This window comes from Kitasatospora sp. NPDC004615 (assembly GCF_042873545.1).
Taxonomy (GTDB): Bacteria; Actinomycetota; Actinomycetes; order Streptomycetales; family Streptomycetaceae; genus Kitasatospora.
The window spans coordinates 571111-590908 of the sequence record NZ_JBIALQ010000001.1; the positions used below are offsets into that span (position 1 = coordinate 571111).

The 19798-nt window shown below is 71.6% G+C and carries 20 protein-coding genes and 1 pseudogene; 6 read left to right on the top strand and 15 right to left on the bottom strand.

The features are described 5' to 3' along the window. Window positions 1-348 precede the first annotated feature (348 nt). Window positions 349-540, top strand: a complete 192-nt coding sequence (locus ACFYS8_RS02655; protein WP_387634720.1) for a hypothetical protein — start codon at window positions 349-351, stop codon at window positions 538-540. A gap of 106 nt (window positions 541-646) precedes the next feature. Here the strand turns inward: ACFYS8_RS02655 and ACFYS8_RS02660 are convergent, their stop codons facing one another. Next, on the bottom strand, window positions 647-1087 hold the full coding sequence (locus tag ACFYS8_RS02660; RefSeq protein ID WP_387634722.1) for a group III truncated hemoglobin: 441 nt from the start codon (window positions 1085-1087) through the stop codon (window positions 647-649). 126 nt (window positions 1088-1213) lie between these two features. Between ACFYS8_RS02660 and ACFYS8_RS02665 the strand changes: the two genes are divergently transcribed. Then, window positions 1214-2203 (top strand): aldo/keto reductase, encoded by a 990-nt coding sequence (locus tag ACFYS8_RS02665; RefSeq protein WP_387634724.1) that lies wholly within the window; start codon window positions 1214-1216, stop codon window positions 2201-2203. 49 nt (window positions 2204-2252) lie between these two features. Here the strand turns inward: ACFYS8_RS02665 and ACFYS8_RS02670 are convergent, their stop codons facing one another. From ACFYS8_RS02670 to ACFYS8_RS02695, 6 genes are all read right to left on the bottom strand, one after another. Further along, entirely contained in the window at window positions 2253-3320 is a 1068-nt protein-coding gene (locus ACFYS8_RS02670) for an LLM class flavin-dependent oxidoreductase (protein WP_387634726.1), read from the bottom strand. A 5-nt stretch (window positions 3321-3325) separates the two neighbouring features. After that, window positions 3326-4249 (bottom strand): ABC transporter substrate-binding protein, encoded by a 924-nt coding sequence (locus tag ACFYS8_RS02675; RefSeq protein ID WP_387634729.1) that lies wholly within the window; start codon window positions 4247-4249, stop codon window positions 3326-3328. 34 nt (window positions 4250-4283) lie between these two features. After that, entirely contained in the window at window positions 4284-5015 is a 732-nt protein-coding gene (locus ACFYS8_RS02680; RefSeq protein ID WP_387634731.1) for an ABC transporter ATP-binding protein, read from the bottom strand. Then, on the bottom strand, window positions 5012-5869 hold the full coding sequence (locus tag ACFYS8_RS02685) for an ABC transporter permease (RefSeq protein ID WP_387634734.1): 858 nt from the start codon (window positions 5867-5869) through the stop codon (window positions 5012-5014). Before ACFYS8_RS02685 ends, ACFYS8_RS02680 begins: the two co-directional genes overlap by 4 nt. After that, window positions 5866-6942, bottom strand: coding sequence for an ABC transporter substrate-binding protein (locus ACFYS8_RS02690; RefSeq protein ID WP_387634736.1), 1077 nt, complete (start codon window positions 6940-6942; stop codon window positions 5866-5868). The genes ACFYS8_RS02685 and ACFYS8_RS02690 overlap by 4 nt, the downstream gene beginning before the upstream one ends. A gap of 61 nt (window positions 6943-7003) precedes the next feature. Beyond that, the gene (locus ACFYS8_RS02695; RefSeq protein WP_387634739.1) at window positions 7004-8029 is read right to left on the bottom strand and encodes an ABC transporter substrate-binding protein; all 1026 of its coding nucleotides are present in this window, start codon (window positions 8027-8029) and stop codon (window positions 7004-7006) included. A gap of 363 nt (window positions 8030-8392) precedes the next feature. Here ACFYS8_RS02695 and ACFYS8_RS02700 point away from each other — a divergent pair, with 363 nt between their 5' ends. Continuing rightward, entirely contained in the window at window positions 8393-9166 is a 774-nt protein-coding gene (locus ACFYS8_RS02700) for an IclR family transcriptional regulator (protein WP_387634742.1), read from the top strand. A gap of 12 nt (window positions 9167-9178) precedes the next feature. Here ACFYS8_RS02700 and ACFYS8_RS02705 read toward each other — a convergent pair whose 3' ends face one another. Next, window positions 9179-9550, bottom strand: a complete 372-nt coding sequence (locus ACFYS8_RS02705; RefSeq protein ID WP_387634744.1) for a winged helix-turn-helix transcriptional regulator — start codon at window positions 9548-9550, stop codon at window positions 9179-9181. 135 nt (window positions 9551-9685) lie between these two features. Here ACFYS8_RS02705 and ACFYS8_RS02710 point away from each other — a divergent pair, with 135 nt between their 5' ends. Further along, window positions 9686-10528, top strand: coding sequence for an NAD(P)-dependent oxidoreductase (locus ACFYS8_RS02710; protein ID WP_387636810.1), 843 nt, complete (start codon window positions 9686-9688; stop codon window positions 10526-10528). Window positions 10529-10732: 204 nt separating this feature from the next. Here the strand turns inward: ACFYS8_RS02710 and ACFYS8_RS02715 are convergent, their stop codons facing one another. Next, window positions 10733-11575 carry a methyltransferase domain-containing protein gene (locus tag ACFYS8_RS02715; protein ID WP_387634746.1) on the bottom strand — a complete coding sequence of 281 codons (843 nt, stop codon included), beginning with the start codon at window positions 11573-11575 and terminating at the stop codon, window positions 10733-10735. 342 nt (window positions 11576-11917) lie between these two features. Here ACFYS8_RS02715 and ACFYS8_RS02720 point away from each other — a divergent pair, with 342 nt between their 5' ends. Then, a complete protein-coding gene (locus ACFYS8_RS02720) occupies window positions 11918-12619 on the top strand; it encodes a DUF6928 family protein (RefSeq protein ID WP_387634749.1) in 702 nt (233 codons plus the stop codon). Window positions 12620-12896: 277 nt separating this feature from the next. Here ACFYS8_RS02720 and ACFYS8_RS02725 read toward each other — a convergent pair whose 3' ends face one another. Beyond that, on the bottom strand, window positions 12897-13112 hold the full coding sequence (locus tag ACFYS8_RS02725) for a hypothetical protein (protein WP_387634751.1): 216 nt from the start codon (window positions 13110-13112) through the stop codon (window positions 12897-12899). Between the two features lie 339 nt (window positions 13113-13451). Here ACFYS8_RS02725 and ACFYS8_RS02730 point away from each other — a divergent pair, with 339 nt between their 5' ends. Beyond that, window positions 13452-14435: a helix-turn-helix domain-containing protein gene (locus ACFYS8_RS02730; RefSeq protein WP_387634753.1), complete on the top strand. Its 984-nt coding sequence runs from the start codon at window positions 13452-13454 to the stop codon at window positions 14433-14435. A 777-nt stretch (window positions 14436-15212) separates the two neighbouring features. Here the strand turns inward: ACFYS8_RS02730 and ACFYS8_RS02735 are convergent. The 5 genes and pseudogenes from ACFYS8_RS02735 to ACFYS8_RS02755 form a co-directional block, all read right to left on the bottom strand. Continuing rightward, window positions 15213-15593: pseudogene (locus ACFYS8_RS02735) on the bottom strand (VOC family protein); the annotation flags it as partial. Between the two features lie 196 nt (window positions 15594-15789). Then, window positions 15790-16755, bottom strand: a complete 966-nt coding sequence (locus ACFYS8_RS02740) for an SGNH/GDSL hydrolase family protein (RefSeq protein WP_387634755.1) — start codon at window positions 16753-16755, stop codon at window positions 15790-15792. Window positions 16756-16922: 167 nt separating this feature from the next. Further along, on the bottom strand, window positions 16923-17840 hold the full coding sequence (locus ACFYS8_RS02745; RefSeq protein WP_387634757.1) for a hypothetical protein: 918 nt from the start codon (window positions 17838-17840) through the stop codon (window positions 16923-16925). Between the two features lie 130 nt (window positions 17841-17970). Further along, window positions 17971-18420, bottom strand: coding sequence for a hypothetical protein (locus ACFYS8_RS02750; protein ID WP_387634760.1), 450 nt, complete (start codon window positions 18418-18420; stop codon window positions 17971-17973). A gap of 313 nt (window positions 18421-18733) precedes the next feature. Beyond that, the gene (locus ACFYS8_RS02755) at window positions 18734-19384 is read right to left on the bottom strand and encodes a winged helix-turn-helix domain-containing protein (RefSeq protein ID WP_387634762.1); all 651 of its coding nucleotides are present in this window, start codon (window positions 19382-19384) and stop codon (window positions 18734-18736) included. Window positions 19385-19798 lie beyond the last annotated feature (414 nt).

The following is a 19798-nucleotide window of genomic DNA, read 5'->3' on the forward strand; positions in this document are numbered from 1 at the left end:
TGTCCGGAACCGTCCACCACCTGCGCTCCAAGCGCGGCCGCCCGCGGTCTCCAAGTCGGCTCCAAGCCCCGGCGGCGCCCGCAACACCCCATCCCACCTGCGGATTTACCCCTGCCGCCAGCGGCCGGGCTGTGCCGCGAAGAGGGGGGAGGTGTGGACGACTTGTGCCACTGCATGATCCGTCCACCCTCAAGCCCTTCCCTGCGTCCCCGGCGGGGGGCCAAAGTAGTGCCCGTCGGCAGGGGAGCAGGAAAGACCAAACCCGGATCCGACACAGCGAATTCCCCGCACAATTCACCGGGGAATTCACTCACCACACACTGCACTTCGTACAGAGAAGAGATTTCCGTGAACGCCACCCGTGTCGCTCGTACCGCTTTCGTCGGCCTGCTTTCCGCCGGTATCGCCGTGCTGATCGGAATCTCTTCCGCGCCGTCCTCGCACGCCGCCCCGGCCACCCTCGCCACCGGCGCCTCGGTCTCCATGCCGAACGAGAACCACGGCGGCCCGGACTGGGACGTGACCTGGGGCCAGAAGTAATCCCGTCAGCGGTAACCCGGTCGGAGCTCATCGACCAACAGCGACCTGCTCACCGGAGGCACACCACACCTCCCCGGCAGCCGGTCGCCCACACCACGAAAGTCGGTCACACCCCGGAGGCGAGGCGGACGGCGGACAGCGGGACGAAGCCGCCGCTGCCGCCTCCGGTGTCGCCCTCGCCGAGGCGGCGCATCATCGCGACGGCGATCCGCTGGGCCTGGGCCTTGGCGCGTTCCGTGACGGGGCCGGCGTGGCGGCCGTCCAGGGTGGCGCGCCAGAGCTGGACCCACCGGCCGAAATGTTCGGCATCGAGCGGACTCATCGCGTGCAGCGCGGCATGCGGCGCGAGCGCATTGCCCCGGTAGGAGGCGGTGCGCAGCAGTGCGCTCTCCCAGAAATCGGTGATCCGCGGCAAATGCGTTTCGAGGTCCAGGCGGGCGATCTCGGTGAATATCGGGCCGAGCAGCGGGTCGGCGAACGCGGCACCGTAGAAGCGGCGCAGGGCGGACTCCAGGTCGGCCCGGGTGGCGATGTCCGGCAGCGTCACGGCTTCCTCCTCATGCTGGTCGCGTTCCTCCTGATGCTGGTCAGGCCCGCTCAGGGTACGTCGGGGCCGGTCCCGACGGGAGGGCCGTTGGTCCCCATCACCGCGCTCACCTGGCAGGATGCCGGTATGACCTACCTCGCCGCGGACGACCGCTACGCCTCGATGACTTTCCGCCGCGCCGGGCGCAGCGGCGTGCAGTTGCCCGCCGTCTCGCTCGGTCTGTGGCACAACTTCGGTGACTCCCAGCCCCTGGAGGTTCAGCGCGCGGTGCTGCGCCGGGCGTTCGACCGGGGCGTGACGCACTTCGACCTGGCGAACAACTACGGCCCGCCGTACGGCAGTGCGGAGCGCAATTTCGGTTACCTGTTCGCGCAGGACTTCCGCCCGTACCGGGACGAGATGTTCATCGCGTCGAAGGCGGGCTGGGACATGTGGCCGGGCCCGTACGGCGACGGCGGCTCGCGCAAGTACCTGCTGGCGAGCCTGGACCAGTCGCTGGAGCGGATGGGTCTGGACTACGTCGACGTCTTCTACTCGCACCGCTGGGACCCGACGACTCCGCTGGAGGAGACGATGGGGGCGCTGGACACGGCGGTCCGCTCGGGCCGGGCGCTGTACGCGGCGATCTCCAACTACCCGGCGGAGCAGCACCGCGAGGCGGTGGCGATCCTGCGCGAGCTGGGTACGCCGTGTCTGCTGAACCAGGCCAGCTACTCGATGCTGAACCGCGAGCCGGAGCAGGGGCTGCTGGACGCGGTGGGCGAGACGCAGACGGCGCTGATCGCGTACTCGCCGCTGGCTCAGGGTCTGCTGACCGACCGCTACCTGAGCGGCGAGGTGCCGGCGGGTTCGCGGATGTCGGTGGGGCACTTCCTGAAGCACGAGGCGCTGACGGAGGGGAAGTTGGCGCAGCTGCGGGCGCTGGCGAAGGTCGCGGAGGGCCGCGGTCAGAGCCTGGCGCAGCTGGCGCTGTCCTGGGTGCTGCGGGACGAGCGGGTGGTGTCGGTGATCGTCGGCGCGTCGAGCGTGCGGCAGCTGGACCAGAACCTGGACGCGCTGGCGGCCGGCCCGCTGACCGCCGCGGAGCTGGCGGAGATCGACCGGCTGATCGGCTGAGGCCTGACGGTGGGCGGCCGGGGAGAGTCGGCCGCCCACCCGTGCGGTGTCAGTGCAGCTGCGGCAGCACGGTCTCGGCGACCCGGTAGGCCTCCTCCAGCAGCGGGTTGCCGGACAGGATGAACGTGTCGACGCCCAACTCCTGGAATTCCCGGAGCCGTTCGACGACCTGCTCGGTGGAGCCGACCACGGCGGTGCCGGGCCCGGGCCGGAACAGGCTCATCCCGGGCCACAGGTTGGGATGGGTCTCCAACTCGCGGGCGCGGGCGGGCACCCGGCCGCCGTGCTGGCGGAACTGCCGCTGCCAGCCGACGCCGTCTTCGCCCTGCGTGCCGCCGAGTTGGCGGGCGTAGGTGGCCTGGCTGGTGACGTCGAGCAGGCGGTCGGCGGCAGCCCAGGCCTGTTCCTCGGTGTCGCGGACGATCAGGTGCAGCCGCAGGCCGAGCCGCAGGGTGCGGCCGTGCGCGGCGGCGCGTTCGCGGACCAGGTCGAGCTTCTCCCTGAGCAGGTGCGGCGGTTCGCCCCAGGTGAGGTACACGTCGACGTGTTCGGCGGCGACCTCGATGCCGGCCGGAGAGGATCCGCCGAACCAGAGCGGTATGTGGCCCTCGCGCAGCGGCGGCAGGTCGCGCAGCGACGCACCGGCGTTCTTCAGCTGGTAGAACTCGCCTTCGTGGTCGAAGACTTCGCCGCTGGTGAGGCGCTTGACCAGGCTCCAATACTCGGCGGACAGCCGGTAGCGGTCGTCGTGCTCGACGTGCAGCCCGTACTCGCGCAGCTGGTTGGTGGAGCCGTTGACCACGTTGAAGCGCAGCCGGCCGGCGCCGTGCAGGTGCTCGAAGGACAGCGCCATCTTGGCGAGCAGGGTGGGCGAGATCAGCCCGGGGTGAACAGCAAGCAGGGGCTGGAAGCCGGGGCCGGTGGCGGCGGCGAGCGCGGAGCCGAGCGCCCACACGTCGTACTGGTCGGTGGCGAGCAACGCGCCGGTGTAGCCGAGTCGTTCGACGGTGGCGGCGAGGTGCTGGAGGTAGCCGAGGTCGACCGGCCGGCGGCCCTCGGGTTCCCACGGGTAGTGGCCCTCGCGGGGGATCAGGTACCACAGGACTTCGGTGGCCATGGCGGTCAGTTCCCCTTCGTGGCGCGGGAGTTCGCGGCGCGGACGATGGCGTCGGCGACCGGCTGCTCCAGGGCGGGCAGGTGGATGTCGGCGACGGTGACGGGCCGGTCGATGAAGCCGACCCGGTGGAAGATGTCGGCGGCTTCCTGCTGCTCGGCGACGAACTCGGCGGTGGCGGGCTCCAGTTGCCAGGGCAGCGCGCTCAGCGCGGCGTGCCAGTCGACCGCCTCTCCGCCCTGGTCGGCGGCGGCGATCGCGGCCGCCTCCTCGGGGTGGGCGGCGGCCCAGTGGTCGGCGCGCTGAAGGGCGGTGACGATCGCGGCGACCACCTCGGGCCGCTGGACGGCGAGTTCACGGCGGGCGAAGAACACCGAGCGGTCGGTGATCACGTCCGCGGTGCGGATCAGTTCGCGGAACTCTCCGGTGCGGCGGGCGGCGGCGAGTTCCGCGCCCTGCGCGATCCAGCCGGCGATGGCGCCGCTGCGCAGCCGCTCGGCCTCGTCGCCCGCGGGCCGTTCGGCGGTGAGGTCGTCGCGGTACGAAAGCCCGTGCTGGTGCAGGGCCTTGGCGAGCAGGTGGGTCTGCCAGGAGCCGACGGCGAGCACCACGGTGGTGCCCTTCAGGTCGGCGACCGAGGCGATCGGGCCGTCGGCGGCGACCAGCAGCGCCCCGTGGTCGGGCCGGGGCGCGGACACCGCCGTGTACACGATGTCGTGCCCGGCGGCCTGCGCGGTGATCGGCGGGGTGGATCCCGTCCCGCCGAAGTCGATGGTGCCGTCCGCCAGGTAACCGCCGGTCTTCGTGCCGTCGGCGTAGTGGTGGAACTCGGCGGTCTCGCCGAGCGGTGCCAACTCCTGCTGGAGGTAGCCGAGTCGGGCCAGGTGGTAGAGGGACGGATTGGAGCGGTGCACACCGACGGTGACGGTCATGGATGAGAGCTCTCTCTTTGTGGCTGATGAGGCGTCAGTTGGACTTGTGGGCTTCGGCCTTGGCGTCCTGGTGCACGCCGAGATCGGCGAGCAGGTCGCGGCGCAGCGTCGCGAAGGCGGGGTCGGCGGGGTCGCGGGGGCGTTCGACGGCGACCGTCTCGTCCCGCACGAGTGCGCCGTCGCGCAGCACGGCCACCCGGTCGGCGAGGCGGATCGCCTCGTCCACGTCGTGCGTGACCAGCAGCACGGCGGGGCGGTGCCGGCGGCACAGGTCGCCGACCAGGTCCTGCATGCGCAGCCGGGTGAGTGCGTCCAGGGCGGCGAACGGCTCGTCCAGCAGCAGCAGTTGGGGTTCGCGCACGAGGGCCCGGGCGAGCGCGGCGCGCTGCGCCTCGCCGCCGGACAGGGTGCTGGGCCAGGCGTCGGCGTGGCCGGCAAGGCCGACTTCGGCGAGTGCCCGCTGCCCGGTCTCCCGGGTGTCGGTGCCGCGCGGCAGGCCGATGGTGACGTTGCCGAGGACGCGCTTGGAAGGGATCAGCCGCGGTTCCTGGAAGACCACCGTCCGCGCGGGCGGCACCAGGACGGTGCCCTCGTCGGCCCGGTCGAGTGCGCCGAGGATCCGCAGCAGCGTGGTCTTTCCGGTGCCGGACGCGCCGAGCAGGGCGAGGAATTCGCCGCGGGCGATGTCCAGGTCGATGCCGTCCAGGACGGCCCGGGTGCCGAACACCCGTCGCAGACCCCGGACATGAACAGCCGGAGTGGTCATCGCCCGGCACCCGCCCGCCCGTTGACCGGACGCCACGGCATCAGCACCCGCTCGAGGACGCGCACGGCGCCGTCGGCGGCCAGGCCCAGCAGGCCGTAGATCAGGATGCACACGGCGAGCACGTCGGTGCGCGAGAAGTTCTGCGCCTGGGCCATCAAGTAGCCGATTCCCTCAGTGGAGTTGATCTCCTCGGCGGCGATCAGCGCGATCACGCTCAGCGTCATCGACAGTCGCAGTCCGGACAGCAGCGCGGGCAGCGCACCGGGCAGAACGACCTCGCGGACAATCGCCCAGCGCGACAGTCCGAAGCTGCGCATCGCCTCGACGAGTTTGCGGTCGGTGTTGCGCACGCCGCCGGAGGTGGAGACGTACATCGGGAAGGACGTGGCGACGCCGATCAGCGCGACCTTCGCGGTCTCGGTGATGCCGAACCACACCATGAACAGCGGCACCAGCGCCAGGAACGGGACGGTGCGCAGCACTTGGACGGCGGAGTCGAGCAACTCCTCGCCGAGCCGGAAGAATCCGGTGACCACGCCGAGCACCAACCCGGTACCCGCCCCGAGCAGCAGGCCGAGCGCGGCCCTGGTCAGCGAGGTGGACAGCGCGGCGGCCAGCTGCCCGTTGCCCCACAACTCGCCCACCGCCTGGACGACTTGGCCGGGCGAGGCGAGCACGTCGGGGGTGAGCACGCCGGTCGCGGAGGAGACCTGCCAGGCGGCCAGCAGCGCGAGCGGGCCGAGGGTGCGCAGGGCGAGCGAGACGCCGCGCGGGCGGTCGGCGGTGGTCCGGGCGCGCGGGGCTTCCAGCCCGGCGGCCCGCGCCTGCTCGGCGGTGACGGCCGCGGCGGTCACTTCGCCGCTCCGGAAGCTTCTCCGGAAGCCGCGCCGGAAACCGCTCCGGAAACCGCGCCGCCAAGGGAGTTGATGTCGATCAGGTAGGGCTTGACGTCCACCTTCGACTTGGTGACGCCCTGGTCGGCGTAGAACGCGGCGACCACACCGAACCGGGCGATGTCCGCCTCGGTGATCGGCGAGTCCACGGCACGCTGCTTGCCGAACTCGACGGCGACCTGCTGCTCGGCCGGGCTGACGGCGGTCGGGCCCGCGTCGGTGAACACGTTCAAGTAGGCGGCGGGGTCGGCCTTCTCCTTCGCGCCGTTCTCGTGCAGGTAGCCGTAGAACGCCTTCAGCACCTCGGGGTGCTGCTCGGAGAATCCCGAACGGGCCGCCCACACCGCATAGTTGTCGCTGCCGACGGCCTTGCCGTCCACCAGGAAGTGCGCAGCCGTGTTGGCGATCGCCGGGATGGAGAACGTCCCCCAGGTCGCCCAGGCGTCCACCTGGCCGGAGTTGAAGACGCCGGAGGTCTGGTCGGCGCGCAGGTAGACCCGCTGCACCTGGTCGGCCGGGATGTTGTTCTTCTCCAGCGCCTTCAGCAGCAGGTACTCGGAGGTGCCGCCCTGGGAGACCGCGACCTTCTTGCCGATCAAGTCCTTGACCTCCTTGATCGGCGAGCCGTTCTTCACCAGGATGCCTTCGCCGGCCTGGTCGGGCTCGAGCTGCGCGAACAGCTTGAAGCCGGGCTTCTGGGCGAGCGCGGTGATCGCGGAGGTGATCGAGCCCTGCGCGACGTCCAGTTGGTCCGCGTTCAGCGCCTGCGCGGCCGGCGCGAACGGCCCGGCGCTGCCCGTCCACACCACCCTGGCGTGCACGGCCTCCAGCGCCCGGTCCAGCGACCCGTCCTTCTTCCCCTTCGCCAGGAACCCGGAGTTCCCGGGGTCGGGCACCCGGAGCACCACCTCGCCGCCGTTGCCGTCGGCGCTCCTGCCCGCCTCCGACCCGGACGAGCCGCAGGCGGTCAGGGCGAGGGCGGCAGCTGCGGTGACGGCGACGGCGACGGGGGTGCGCGAAATGGTGCTGCGCATGGGTCTCTCCTCTTGGATCACAGGTGAGTCGGGGAAGGTCGGACTTCGGCGAACGAGGGCTTCAGGAACGGGCGTTGGCGGCTAGTGCCGCGCAGGCGGCGGCCAGCGGGGCGGGGTCGGCCCAGGCGTGGACGTCCACCCGGTCGGCGAGGAAGCCGTGGGCGTGCAGGAACCGCTCCTGCTGGGCGAGCAGGTCGAGGCGCTCGGCGGACAGGTCCAGGTGCAGGGTGCGGTGTCCGCCCCCGGCGTAAGCCCCGGCGACGCCCTCCGGGCCCGCGCCGGTCTCGGCCCCGAGGATGCGCGCCACCTCGTCCGGCTGCCCGGCCGCCCAGTCGGCGGCGCGCAGCAGCACGGCGACGAACCGGGCCACCAACTCGGGGTGCTCGTCCAGGAGTTGCTGGTGCACGGTGATCGGCCGCGGGGTGCCGTTGTTGACCCGGTGGCGGCGGTCGGCGAGCGCGTCCAGCTCCACGGCGGGTACCGCGCCGTACCGGCGGGCGGCTTCCACGGCGAGCGCGCCCTTCACGTACACCGCGTCCACCCGGCCGTCCCGCAGCGCCGCCAGCTCGGCCGCCCACTGCTCACCGCCGGGCTCCGCCGGCACCTCCGTCAACTCGACGTCTTCCCAGCCGAGTTGCGCCGACGTCAGGGCGCCGTGGTGGCCGGCCAGGGCCATCGCCCGCCAGAAGTCGATGCCGATCGAGTGCCGGGGCACCGCGAGCCGGGCGCCCCGCAGCTGCTCGGCCGAGCGAATCCCACCGCTCTCCCGAACCAGAATCGCCTGACGCTCCTCGATCCAGGTGAGGCCGATCAGCCGGGTCCGCTCACCACGCGAACGGGCCCACAGCGCAGGCACGTTGCCACCCTCCCGGAACAGCGCGGTCAGCGCGTGCGTGTAGTGGTGGTCGGCGGCGACCTCGGGCGGCGCGTCCTGCAGGGAACGCACCTCGATGCCGTCGGCCGCGAACTCCTCGGCCAGCCAGCCGCGGTCGGCGGCGATGCCGGTGGCGGTGGGCACCGGGCAGCGGGTGAACCACAGGGTGTCGGGGTACGGGGGCGTGCCGGAAACGGCGGGTACGGGGCTCATGGCGGGGCTCCGGAAATCTAAGAGAACGCACAGGCATCCCACACAGTGGGAACAGCGCGACGGGAAAAGGGAGTTGGGGAGGGTGCTCAGCGACAACAGCGGGAGCGCAGCCGGTCTATGCCCACGGCGCGCTCCCTCCTGTCGGACCGTCCCACCGGGCCGGTGGCTACCGATGTTCACCGATGCGTCGAGCGTTCCACGGGGTCAGGTCCCGGATCAAGCCTTGCCAAATGATGGGATCATCCGTTCACGCGAGGGTGCGCTGCCGCAACACCGCCGACATGCTCTGTTCGCGATCACACCCATATCCTGGAAATCCCACCGCAGTTGACCCCATATGAGCCACTCCCGAAGAGGTGCGCGATGCCCGCCAGCCCCGGAACTCTCCAGTCACCACCGGCCGGCGCCCAGGCAGTGCACCGAGCACTCGGGCTGCTGCACTGCTTCCACGACAACGGCCCCGACCTCAGCGCCTCCGAACTCGCCCGCCGGATGGGCCTGTCCGTCTCCACCGCGCACCGCCTGGCCCGCACCCTGGTCGTCACGGGCTTCCTCGACCAGGACGAGCGCACCGCCCGCTACCGGCTCGGCCCGGCCGTCGCCGAACTCGGCCAACTCACCTTCCACCAGCGCGGCTTGCACCTGGCCGGCCCCGAACTCGACCAGCTCGCCCGCCGCACCGGCGCCACCGCCGACCTCGCCATCCGCTCCGGCCCGCACGCCGTCATCCTGGTCGGCGGCTCCGTCCTGCCCTCCACCGGCCTCGGCCTGCGCCGCCCGCTGCACTCCACCGCCCTCGGCAAGGTGCTGCTCGCCTGGCCCTCCCCCACCGAGAGCCCGCTGCCCGGGCCGCTCCCCGCCTACACCGACCGCACCCTCACCGACCCCGCCGCCCTCGACGCCGAACTCGCCCTCACCCGCGAACGCGGCTACGCCCTCAACGACGGCGAATCCGCCCCCGGCATCCGCACCCTCGCCGTCCCCGTCCTCGACGCCACCGCCACGGCCCGCTTCGCCCTCGCCCTCCGCTCCACCCCCGCCCACCTCACCCTCCACACCCTCCCCCACACCCTCGCCCAGGCCCACACCTGCGCCCGGGCCCTCGCCGTCCTCCTCCTCCCCCCGGACGAACGCTGACGGCCGCGGGCCTCACTGCTGACCGGGCGCCGGAACCTCAACCGTCCCGAGGCCTTCACGGCGCACCCGCTCCGTCCCCCACGCGCCGAGCGGCCCGAGCGCGCGGTTGAGGGTGCGTCCGTCCCCGGTCAGCGAGTACTCCACCCGAGGCGGCACCTGGGCGTACACCTCGCGGTGGACCAGCCCGTCCTCCTCCAGTTCGCGCAGGTGCTGCGTCAGCATCTTCTCGCTCACCCCCGGTAGCGCGCGCCGGAGTTCGGCGAAGCGGCGCACTCCATGGGTGTCCAGCTCCCAGAGGATGAGGCCCTTCCACTTGCCGCTCACCACGTCGAGCGCGGCGTCGATGCCACAGATGTACGGGCCCCGTCGTGGCGCCTTGGCCATCGCCAACTCCCCTTACTAAAAGGTAAGTACCGCAGAAAATAGTGGGTACTTCCGAGAGTAGCGGCGCTCTCCGAGCATGGAGGGGTGAACGAACACCAGAAGCTCAGCGCAGTCACCGTGATCGGACTCGGCCCGATGGGCCAGGCCATGACCCGCACCCTCCTCGCCGCCGGCCACCCCGTCACGGTCTGGAACCGCACCCCCGCCCGCGCCGCCGACCTGATCGCCGCCGGGGCCACTCTCGCCGCGACGCCCGCCGAAGCGGTGCAGGCGAGCGACCTCACCGTCCTCAGTCTCACCGACTACCGGGCGATGCACGACATCCTCGACGACGCCACCCCCGCGCTCGCCGGCCGCACCCTGGTCAACCTCAGCTCCGACACCCCCGACCGCTCCCGCGAGGCGGCCACCTGGGCGGCCGAGCACGGCGCGAACTTCCTCACCGGCGGCGTCATGGTCCCCGCGCCGATGGTCGGCACACCGGCGGCCCACGTCTACTACAGCGGCGACCCGCAGCTGATGGAACGCCACACGGCCGTGCTGGAACTGCTCGGAACACCCAGGTACCTCGGCACCGACCCGGGCCTCGCCCAGATGATGTACCAGGCCCAACTCGCCGTGTTCCTCGGCACCTTGTCCGCTCTGATGCACGCCACCGCGATGCTCGGCACGGCCGGCATGAAGGCCGCCGAGGCGCTGCCCGAACTGCTCGCCTCCGCCGACCAGACCGGCGCCATCCTGCGGGCCGTCGAAGCGACCCCCGGCACGGCCCTCGACGCGGGCGAACACCCCGGCCACCTCAGCACCGTCACCATGATGGGCGCCACCGCCGACCACATCGTCGAGACCAGCACCTCCCTCGGCCTCGACCTCGCCCTCCCGCTGGCCGTCCAGGCCCACTACCGGCACGCCATCGACCGCGGCCACGGCAGCGACAACTGGACCCGCATCATCGACGCCATCCGCGCACCGCACTGACAACTCCCGCTGGCCGGGCGCGAATTCGCGCCCGGCCAGGACCGGCTCCGCAATAAGTACCCGTACTCATGACGCGCGGCGTGGGCCCCACCACCATGGCCGCATGGTGCACTGGGTCCTGGCAGGCCTGCGAGAACTGGCCCCCGCCCGCCGACCTGGCCGACCTAACCGACCTGGCCCACCTGCCCGGCCGCCGCAGAGTCCTCAGCCCTCGATCGGACGGCGCCCCCAGGCCGAGATCAACGGCGCGAGCGTCAGGTCGAGTTCGCCCGCTTCGATGGAGGCCAGGTGCGCGTCGATCTCCGCGTCGTCGGCCAGGCGGGCCGCGAGCAGCTCGCCGCGCACGTGCCGAATGGTCGCCGCCTCCAGCCGGTTGCAGGCCGGCCCACCGACCGGGAACGTGCCCGCAGCAGCCACGTCCACCAACCCGGCCTCACGCAGTATCCGCGGCAGCGTCCGCCCGAAGCTCAGGTCCGCACCGCGACCCGACAGCAACTCCCGGACCCCGCCGCGCAGCCGGTTGGCCCGCCGCTGCGCAGGACCGCTGTCGTCCAGGCATGCCAGCGGCTGAAGGGCCGTGTCGGCGTCCTCGATCAGCAGCCAGCCGCCGGGCCGCAATGCCGCCACCATGGTGGCCAACGCCCGGGCGCGGTCCGGCAGATGGACCAGCACGAGCCGGGCGTGCACCAGATCGAACGTCCCCGGCTCCGGCGCCGGATCGGCGACGACGTCGTGCCGACGCACCTCGTACCCCTCGCCGTCCTTCAGCCACGACGGGTCGATGTCCGTGGCCAGCACGTACCCGGTGGGCCCGACAGCCGCCGCAAGCGCCTCCGGGATACCCGGGCCACCCGCCCCCACCTCCCAGCAACGCGACCCGGCCCCGATCCCCAGCCGCCCGAAGTGCCCGCGCGTCACACCGTCGAACAGCTCGGCCAACCACACGAATCGCTCACCCGCCTCCGCCCGCGCGTTGTCCAGCAGGTACCCACGGGCGGGAGCACCGTCGGTCGGATCCGGTCGGTCACCGTCATGCGAAGAGGTCATTCCTCCATGGTCAACCTTCCCGGGCCACCGGCGCCACGACGACAGGAGAGGGATGCCTCACACTCCGAACACCCCCACCTGACAGACCGTCACGAACCGGACGCCATCCCGAACGGCTGCCCGCCTCGCCCGGGTGACCACCCGGGAGGAACCGGGGCCTCGCCTCAACTCCATGTCCGGCCCCTCGAGTTCCACTCGGCCCGCCCCTGCCCCTCCGCTGCCGCGCGGATCCGAGCACAGCGCCCGGCCCCGGCCCCTGAACTCGACGCCCGACCGTCCAACTGTCCGTGCCGGCCAGTAGCCTCCGGCCGAAGCCAACAGGACGAACCGAGGACGGGCCACATGGGAGCGAAGACCGCACTGCTGGCCTACGCGGAAGCCGCCATCGCCGACGTACTCCAAGACGCACCGGCCCCTGACCTCGACCAGGCCGCCGCACTGCTCGCCCGGATACGCCCGGGCCACCGCCTCGACGCGGGCAACGACGAGCCGTGGGCACTGGCCGAGGCGCTCTACCCGCCCGAGGGGACGGTCTGCGCACTGTCCGTGCCGGGGCTCGACCTGATCTGCGACCAGGAGGTCATGCTCGGCCTGCCGTCACAGCTTCCCGAGCACCTTGTCGCCGCCGGCCGAGGCCGGCGCCTCTACCTCCACGCGATGCACAGCGTCTCCGACTGGCTGGCCTTCGCCGTCTGGGACGACGGCAGGCTGGTCCGCTCCCTGAGCCTGTCCCCGGACGGCGGCATCGTCGAGGATATCGGCGAGCGGCTCCCGTTCGAACTGCCCTACTGGGAAGGCCGGTACCCCGTGGAGCCCGAGGACGAGGACGAGGACGACGAGCCGTACCCGCTGCCGTTCCATCCGCTCGAACTGGGCGAGCGCGCGATGCTGGACTTCTTCGGCTTCTACGTCGAGGGCTTCTCCGACGAGGACGGCGCCCCCGAACCGGTGGTGAGCCTCTGGGACGTCGGACTCCACGCCTTCCGCATGACCGCCCCGACCGAGGACGAGGTCACCCTCGCCAGGATCGCCGCCCGGGACTGAGCCCGTACGCCAAAGCGGACGCCGGCCCAAAGCGGACGCCGGCCCAACCCGGCAGCCGGCACCGCGAGTTCAGCCCGCCCGATCGACCACGTCCCGGTTCGCCCGGCTCCATGCGAGGCGGGCCCGGAGTCGTCCAAGCCCGCCGATCGTGGTGAACCAGTAGGTGGTGCCCGGAGGCCGGCACCCGGCCGGTGCACCGCGTTGCCGGTGCGCTCGACCCGACCGGGGAGTTGCGGGCCGGCCGGCAGCTGCCGACCGGCCCGCCGGGGCGCGCCGCTCAGGCCCACACCTGGAACTTGTACTTGCCGCTGCCCACCGGGGACTCGATGCAGCGGACCGGCTGGGTGGCACCGTTCTTCTCGGCCTCGCAGGTGCTGAGGCTGATCCCCGAACGCAGGGTGATCCAGCTCGCGGCATTCGCGGTGCCCGCAGCGCCCAGGACGACGCTGCTGACGACGGCGACGCCGACGGCCGCGCGCTTGAGGTTGATCATCGTGAACTCCTCGCGGTGTGACGGATGGTCAGGCCCGGGCGAACCCGGTACACGGCCCGGTCCTCGGCCCGAACCGCTCGTGGCGGAACGGCCGGGGGCCGAGCGGTTCGAACTCCACCACCCACCGGAGCGACCGGGCAAGGAGATAGCCGTCCCGGACACCCGTGGACAGCCGCCCGGCCCCTGACCAGCGATGTCCGAACCGTCCAGGACGGACACGCAGCGGCAGGCCGAGTCGCCCACACCTGGTGGCATGGAAGCACCCACCCCGGGATCGCCGGTCATGAACGACTCAAATCCCGGTGGTGCCGCCCGCAGTGGCTTGGCGAGAATCGCGGGATGAGCTCTCCGCCGCCGCCCCCCGATCCGGCCCGTGCCCACAACGCGGCTCAATTCGTCGCGCTGCTGCGGGAGTTACGGGAACGGTCCGGACTCACCTATCGCGCGCTGGAGAACCGCGCCGCCGAACTCGGCGAGACGCTCCCGCGCAGCACGGTGGCCGCCATTCTGCGCCATGACCAACTACCCAGGCCCGAAGTGCTGCGGGCGTTCCTGCTCGCCTGCGGTCACCAGGGACCTCCGGGCGCTTGGCTGGAGGCACGCGCCCGTCTGGCATCGGGCAAGGAGGGGACGGACGACACTGACGGAGCGGGGCCGAGCACCCCCGCCCCACCGCCTCCGCCGGCGCCCGGCTCGCGGCGGCTGCCCCGGGGTGCGGCCCTGCTCGGGTCCCTCTTGGCCGTGATCTGCGCTTTGGCGGGATTTCTGGCACTCCGACACGGCCCCGTCCGTTCCCCGGGCACCACCGCACCCCCCGGAGGCGCCGCCCATGAGACGCTCCCGCTCGCCGCCGGGGCGTACCGAATCCGGCCAACGGGATCGGGCCTGTGCCTGGGCGAGTCGGCCGTCCAGGACAGCGGCGGGCGGGTGACGCAGGTCGACTGCGCCGGTGCCGTGCCCACCTACGTCCTGGAGCCGGGGGGCGAGGGCCTCTACATGATCCGTTCGCTCCATCCCGTTCTCGGCCACGGCTGCCTGGGAGTCGACTCCGGACTGCGCACCGAGGGCGCCCGCCTGATGAACGACTACTGCGGCCGCCGGGGCACCGCCGAACGGTTCAGGCTGCGCCCGTCGCCGGACGGCTCCGGCGCCTACCTGATCCGCCCCGCCCACACCGACGCGTGCGTCACCGTCCCCGGAGGCATCGCCACCCCGGGAGCCTCGGTGCTCCAACTCCCCTGTGCCGCACCGCCCACGGGCCAGGCCTTCACCCTAGAACCCGTCCCTGCCCCCACCGGGATTCCGGACATCACCAGCAACTAGCCGGGCCACCCGCCTGCGCAAAGGCTCACGCGGCGGACGGCCGCCGGGCTTCGACGAGGACCGGTTGATCGACCGGACAAGTCCTGGTCCGAACCTGCCACGAGTTCACCAACCGACGGAGTCGTACAGGTACTCGATCCCGTGCTCCTCGCCCTGGCCGAACAGCGGATCGATCTTCGCCAGCCCCAAGTGCCGCCGGACGGACGGGTCCCAGTCGTGCTCGTGGAGCCGATCGACCATGGCGCGATAACGCGCGGACGTGATCGGCGGCCCGGTCTGCACCGCGATGCGCTCGTCGCCCCTGAGGAACATCAGGGCCTCGTGCTCCAGGACGGTGATCAGGACGAACGCCGCCGCACGCACGATCGCGTCGGGTGACTTCACCTGCGCGTAGTACGTCGGCAGTCCCGCCCGAACGGCCGCGGTGGTGCGGGACGCGAAACCTTCGCTGCCCGGGCAGCTCTCCGCCCCCGACCACCCGCCACCGCCGAGGTCCACCAGGAACCCCAGAGCCATCGCCCGCACCACGGCCGGCCCGGAGGAGCCGAGCCGGATCAGGTGCGGCACCACGGCCTCGGCCGGCAGCAAGTACCCACCGGAATGCGAGTGGTAGACCAGGTCGTACAGGCGGTCGGCGCATCTGCGGGCCTGCGCGAGGTCAGTCGCGGCCGCCAGCCCGCGCAACGCCTCGGGGATGTCCACCCCACCACCCGGGTCGTGGTCGGGACCGCTGCAGAGGTGCGCCCAGCTGGCAGCGGCGAGATCGAGCTGTTCTGCCTCGATCGCGACGAGCTCGACCTCGAACCCGTCGGCATTCTCCAGATAGGCGGCGTAGGTCTGTTCGCCGCCGGCGTGCGGGTGACGGTCGGGGAACATCAGACTCCAGCCGTGCTGCGCAGCCTCGGTGACCAAAGCGTCCACCGCACCCCGGCCCTGCACGTGGAACGCCAGGTGGTTCAGCCCGGGCCGGCACCGGTCGTGCTGGTCCGCGGTGAGCGCCCGGGACCGTTCGAAGACCAGGTACGTCGTCCCGAGCCGCCAACTGCGGCCGTCACCCCAACTCTGGAACGGCGTCCAGCCCAAGGCGTCCAGCAGCCAGCCGAAGCAATCGACGGCACGGTCGAGGTCGGGCACCCAGATCTCGACGTGGTGCAGCATTCCGGTGGTCGGGCGGGTCATACGGCCCCCTCGTCATCGGTGATCTCAACGGCCCCGGGCCGCACGCTCGCGGACCCCGGCATTCTAGGCCGCCGGACCAACCCCGCGTCAGCACCACCAGCCCCCGCGCACACGCGAACTGGCCTCCGACTGCTGCTGAAAGGCCAGTTCAACGTAAGGACGTCGCAGTCCCGGCTCAGCCGAGGATGTCCAGCATCGCCGCCTCGACCAGGTCGGCGACGTTGCGGTGGCCGCGCGCGTTGGGGTGCACGAAGGACAGCTGGTCGGGCGGCGTGATGAACCCCTCCACCCACTTACTCGCGTCGCAGACACTGTGCTCCGCCGAGGACTCGTACAGGTCGACGAAGTCGGCGGCCTCCTGCGTGCCGGTCGACTTCTCGATGATCCTGTTGAGGGGCTCCAGGACGTCCTGCCGCAGCCAGTCCAGGTCGCCCTGGGTGATGGTGCCGAACTGCGTCGGGTCGTTGTAGCGGCACTTGGCGGCGTCCTTGGGGAAGATGGTGGGGAAGCCGACGGCCAGGATCTTCGCGTGCGGGGCGCGCTCGTGGAGCACGGCGAGCATCCGGTCGTACTCCCGGCTCACCCTGTTCAGCCGGTCCGGGACGCTCGCGCCCAACTCGTCCTTGCAGGGAGTGCCGGCGCCACCGGTCCCCTGGCCCAACTCCGGGCACTTGACCAGGAAATCGGCGAACCCGAGGGTGTTGCCGCCCACGCCGACGGTGATCACATCGGTGTCCGGTCCCACCGCCGCGGACTGGGGCGGCACGGCGGGGAACGGGTAGTCCGGGTCCTCGGAGAACGGCGGGAAGTGACGGCCGATCGGCTCCTGTGCCTCGTCGGTGACGTTCTCGATGGTCGCGGCGGTGCAGCTGACGTTGGTCAGGTCGAAGAGCGAACCGAAGTCGCGCTCGATGAGTTGAGGATAGGACTGGTCGGTGCGCTCGCAGCCGTCGCGCGGGATCTCGAAGACCTCACCCGCGGCCCGGATGAACCCGGCGGTGTACGAGTCGCCCAGGGCGACCCACTGCCGGTCCGCCGCGGCAGCGGACTGCGCCCCGACGAACTGCGCGGGGACGACAGCGCCAGCAGCGAGCGCCGTGGCCGAGCCGAGCAGGGCCAGACGATTGCGGAAGTTTGCCACGAATTCTCCAGGGATACGGCGTTGATGACGCTTTGACCAGCCAAATCGTCACTATACGCACGCAATCCAACTCCGAGGGTGACATCCATCCGCCCCGAAACCTCGCGCCCGCCCGACCGTCCGCAACCGCACCTGCACCCGCAGCTGCACCCGCACCCGCAGCCGCCTCAGCGCCCGGTCAGCCCCTTGACGAGCTCGTCGATCCGCGCGGCCTGCGCATCGCGCTCCGCCTTGAGCTTGCCGAACGCCTGCGGCTGCTGGGCGATCGCGCCCTTCTGGTAGTCGGCCTCAACGGCGAACCAGATCCCGACCAGGTTGGTGCGCGCCTTGCAGTCCACATCGGCCTGCGCCATCCGAATCTCGTCGGCGTCCGGCCTGAGCTCCTTCATGGACGGCAGGTTCTCCGCGGCCTCCACCGGGCTCTTCGCATCGAACCCGCCGCCGCGCAGGCACTCCGACCACTTCCCGAAGGCCTCCTGCACGCGCGGGTCGGCCATCGAGTGCGCGAAGCTGTCTCCCTTGGTCTGCCCGACGAGTTGGGCCCCGGCGCCGTTCGAACCCCGCCCGGCCGACTGGAGCTCACTCAGCTCGGCATTGGCCTTGCCCTGGCAACCTCCATCCGGCACCGCCTGCCCATTCGAGCTGGTCACCGGTTTGCCTGCGGCGTCCCGACCGAGCAGCACGGCGTTCTCCGCCGAGGAGAGCGCGGCTTGCAGGGCCTTACCCTCGCGCCTGGGCAGGTGGTACCCCCAGGTGCTGACGCTCGCCGGGTCGGTCACGCCGTAGCGACGGAACATGATCGAATCGGAGGCCGAGACCACCGGGGCCCGTGCCACGGGCACGTCGAAGCCGTACTGCTGCATGCACACGGCGACCTTCTTCGCGTTCAACCACTTCAGCGCGGCCTCCTGCTGAGCGGTCAACATGTATTCCGTGATCGGCAGTTGGAGCGTGTCGACGTCCGCCGGTGACGCCGTGGGCGTCGGCCCCGCGGTGGCGGGCAGCACCGGGGCGGGCGGCGGCGCGGCCCGCCCGGCGGAGCACCCGGCTGCCGCCAGGGCGGACAGCGCGAACAGCACCGTCACCGGAAGTCGCCCCCGGCCGACCCTCGTTGCGGCAGTCACGGTTGTTCTCCTCCGGGGTCTCGGGGCGCGGGACACGGCCTGCCCGCCGGCGTCGACCGGCGGGCAGGCATCGGGCAGGGGACGCGGGCGGTCAGACGGTGGGGCAGTAGGAGCGCGAGGCGTCGTCCATGGCGATCGAGGCCTCGTTGTTCTTCAGCCAGGAATTGAGGTTGCCGCCCTTGTTGGGGCTCAACCAGTTCTCGTCCCCCATGTAATAGGAGTTGACCCAGATGCCCACGTTGCAGGCGCTCGCGTTCTCGGCGGACGCGGCGTTGTTCCACACGTCGTTGCCGTCGCTGAACTTCTCGCCCGCCAGCTTGGGAACTCCGGGGTTGGCGCTGCTGCCCCAAATGCCGCCGGCGGCGTTGGAGTTGTAGAAGAGGCAGTAGTAGTAGGACCCACGAGCCTGGGCGCAGGTGAACGTGTTCCAGTTGTCGATGTTGGCGTAGCTGGCGTTGGCCTGCCCGGCCAGGCCGCCGAGCGCGAGCATGGCGGACACGCCGACCAGGGCAAGGCGTGACGCGGTCTTCTTCACTGACATTCCGGTTCTCCTCCACGTGGCGGATCGGTGGTGCGGCGTCGGACTCCTGAACTCGATGGGGGCAAGCGGAACCGGCCCCTCGGCGGGAACAGTAGATCTTGGATCGAACCGGCGTCTGCACGGTTTGCGGCCAATCCGATGGCCGATTCGACGATCACCGCGCCCCCGGCACCGCGTGGCAGCCGGGTATTCACCGACCGTTTCCCGCCAACCCCCACAAGCGAACGACCGCCACAACCGAACGACCGCCGCACAACGCAACGACGGCCCGCACCACCCGGTGCAAGCCGTCGTTCCGCGGTGTCCCGGCCCGTCAGGCCACCGGCGCGTACTTGTAGCCGACCCGGCGGACCGTGACGATGGTGTCACGGTAGGCGGCGCCGAGCTTGCGGCGCAGGCGGGCGACGTGGACGTCGACGGTGCGGCCGTCGCCGACGTGGCCGTATCCCCAGACGGTGTGCACGAGTTGGTCGCGGGTGTGGACCCGGTGCGGGTGCTCGGTGAGGTGGGCGAGCAGCTCGAACTCGAGGTAGGTGAGGTCGAGCAGGGCGCCGTCGACGTACGCGTTGCGGCGGTCGAGGTCGACGGAGATGCCACTCTCGGCGGGGCGGGCGAAGGGCCGGACCGGGGCGGCAGCCACCACAGGAGCGGGCGCGGGAGCGACCTTCTCGGCGGGCACCAGCACCAGGTACCCGACCAGCGGGCTGTTCGCGCCGGCCCCGAGCTGCGCCAACAGGCCCTGCGGCAGCACGGATTGGGGCAGCGCGGCGACGACGGCGGCGCCGTCCTGGAGTCCGGCCAGCAGGCTCTCGGGGGCGATGGCAGGCGCGGGCCGGGTCATCGCGGCCGGGGCGGCGACCCGCCGGTACTCGGCGTCGAGGGGCTGGTTCGGCAGGGAGTGGTTGTGGTTCGGCAGGGTGCGGACCGCTCGCAGGTGCGGGGTCGCGGTGGCGGCGTAGGACATTCGAGGGCTCTTTCGCGCGTGACGGTCGGTGGGTGGTCGTCGTCTGCGCTTCCGGCGCACCGGGGCTGACGGATCGGTCAGCGTGGCGGGCGGGAGACGCGGGGTACGCGCCGACAGGTCTGGTCGAAGTGGTGGGCCTGGCGCGAGGGCCAGAACGGTTCGAGATGTACGCGAGGATTCACAGGGCGGCTCTCCGGAGCACGACGGGTCGGCGAAAAACGCACAGAACCGCCACCACACCTACGGGCAAAGGGTGGTGACGGTGCGTCAGCGACAGCAGGCGCTGTAGATCAGACCGTGGTCGATGTACCGGCGAACGGTCAGCACGGGGAGGGCGGAGACGCGGACCGCTTCGGTCATGGTCCTGCTCCTCCCCCGGTGCGTTGTCGAGAACCCGCGACGAACGGCGGGCAC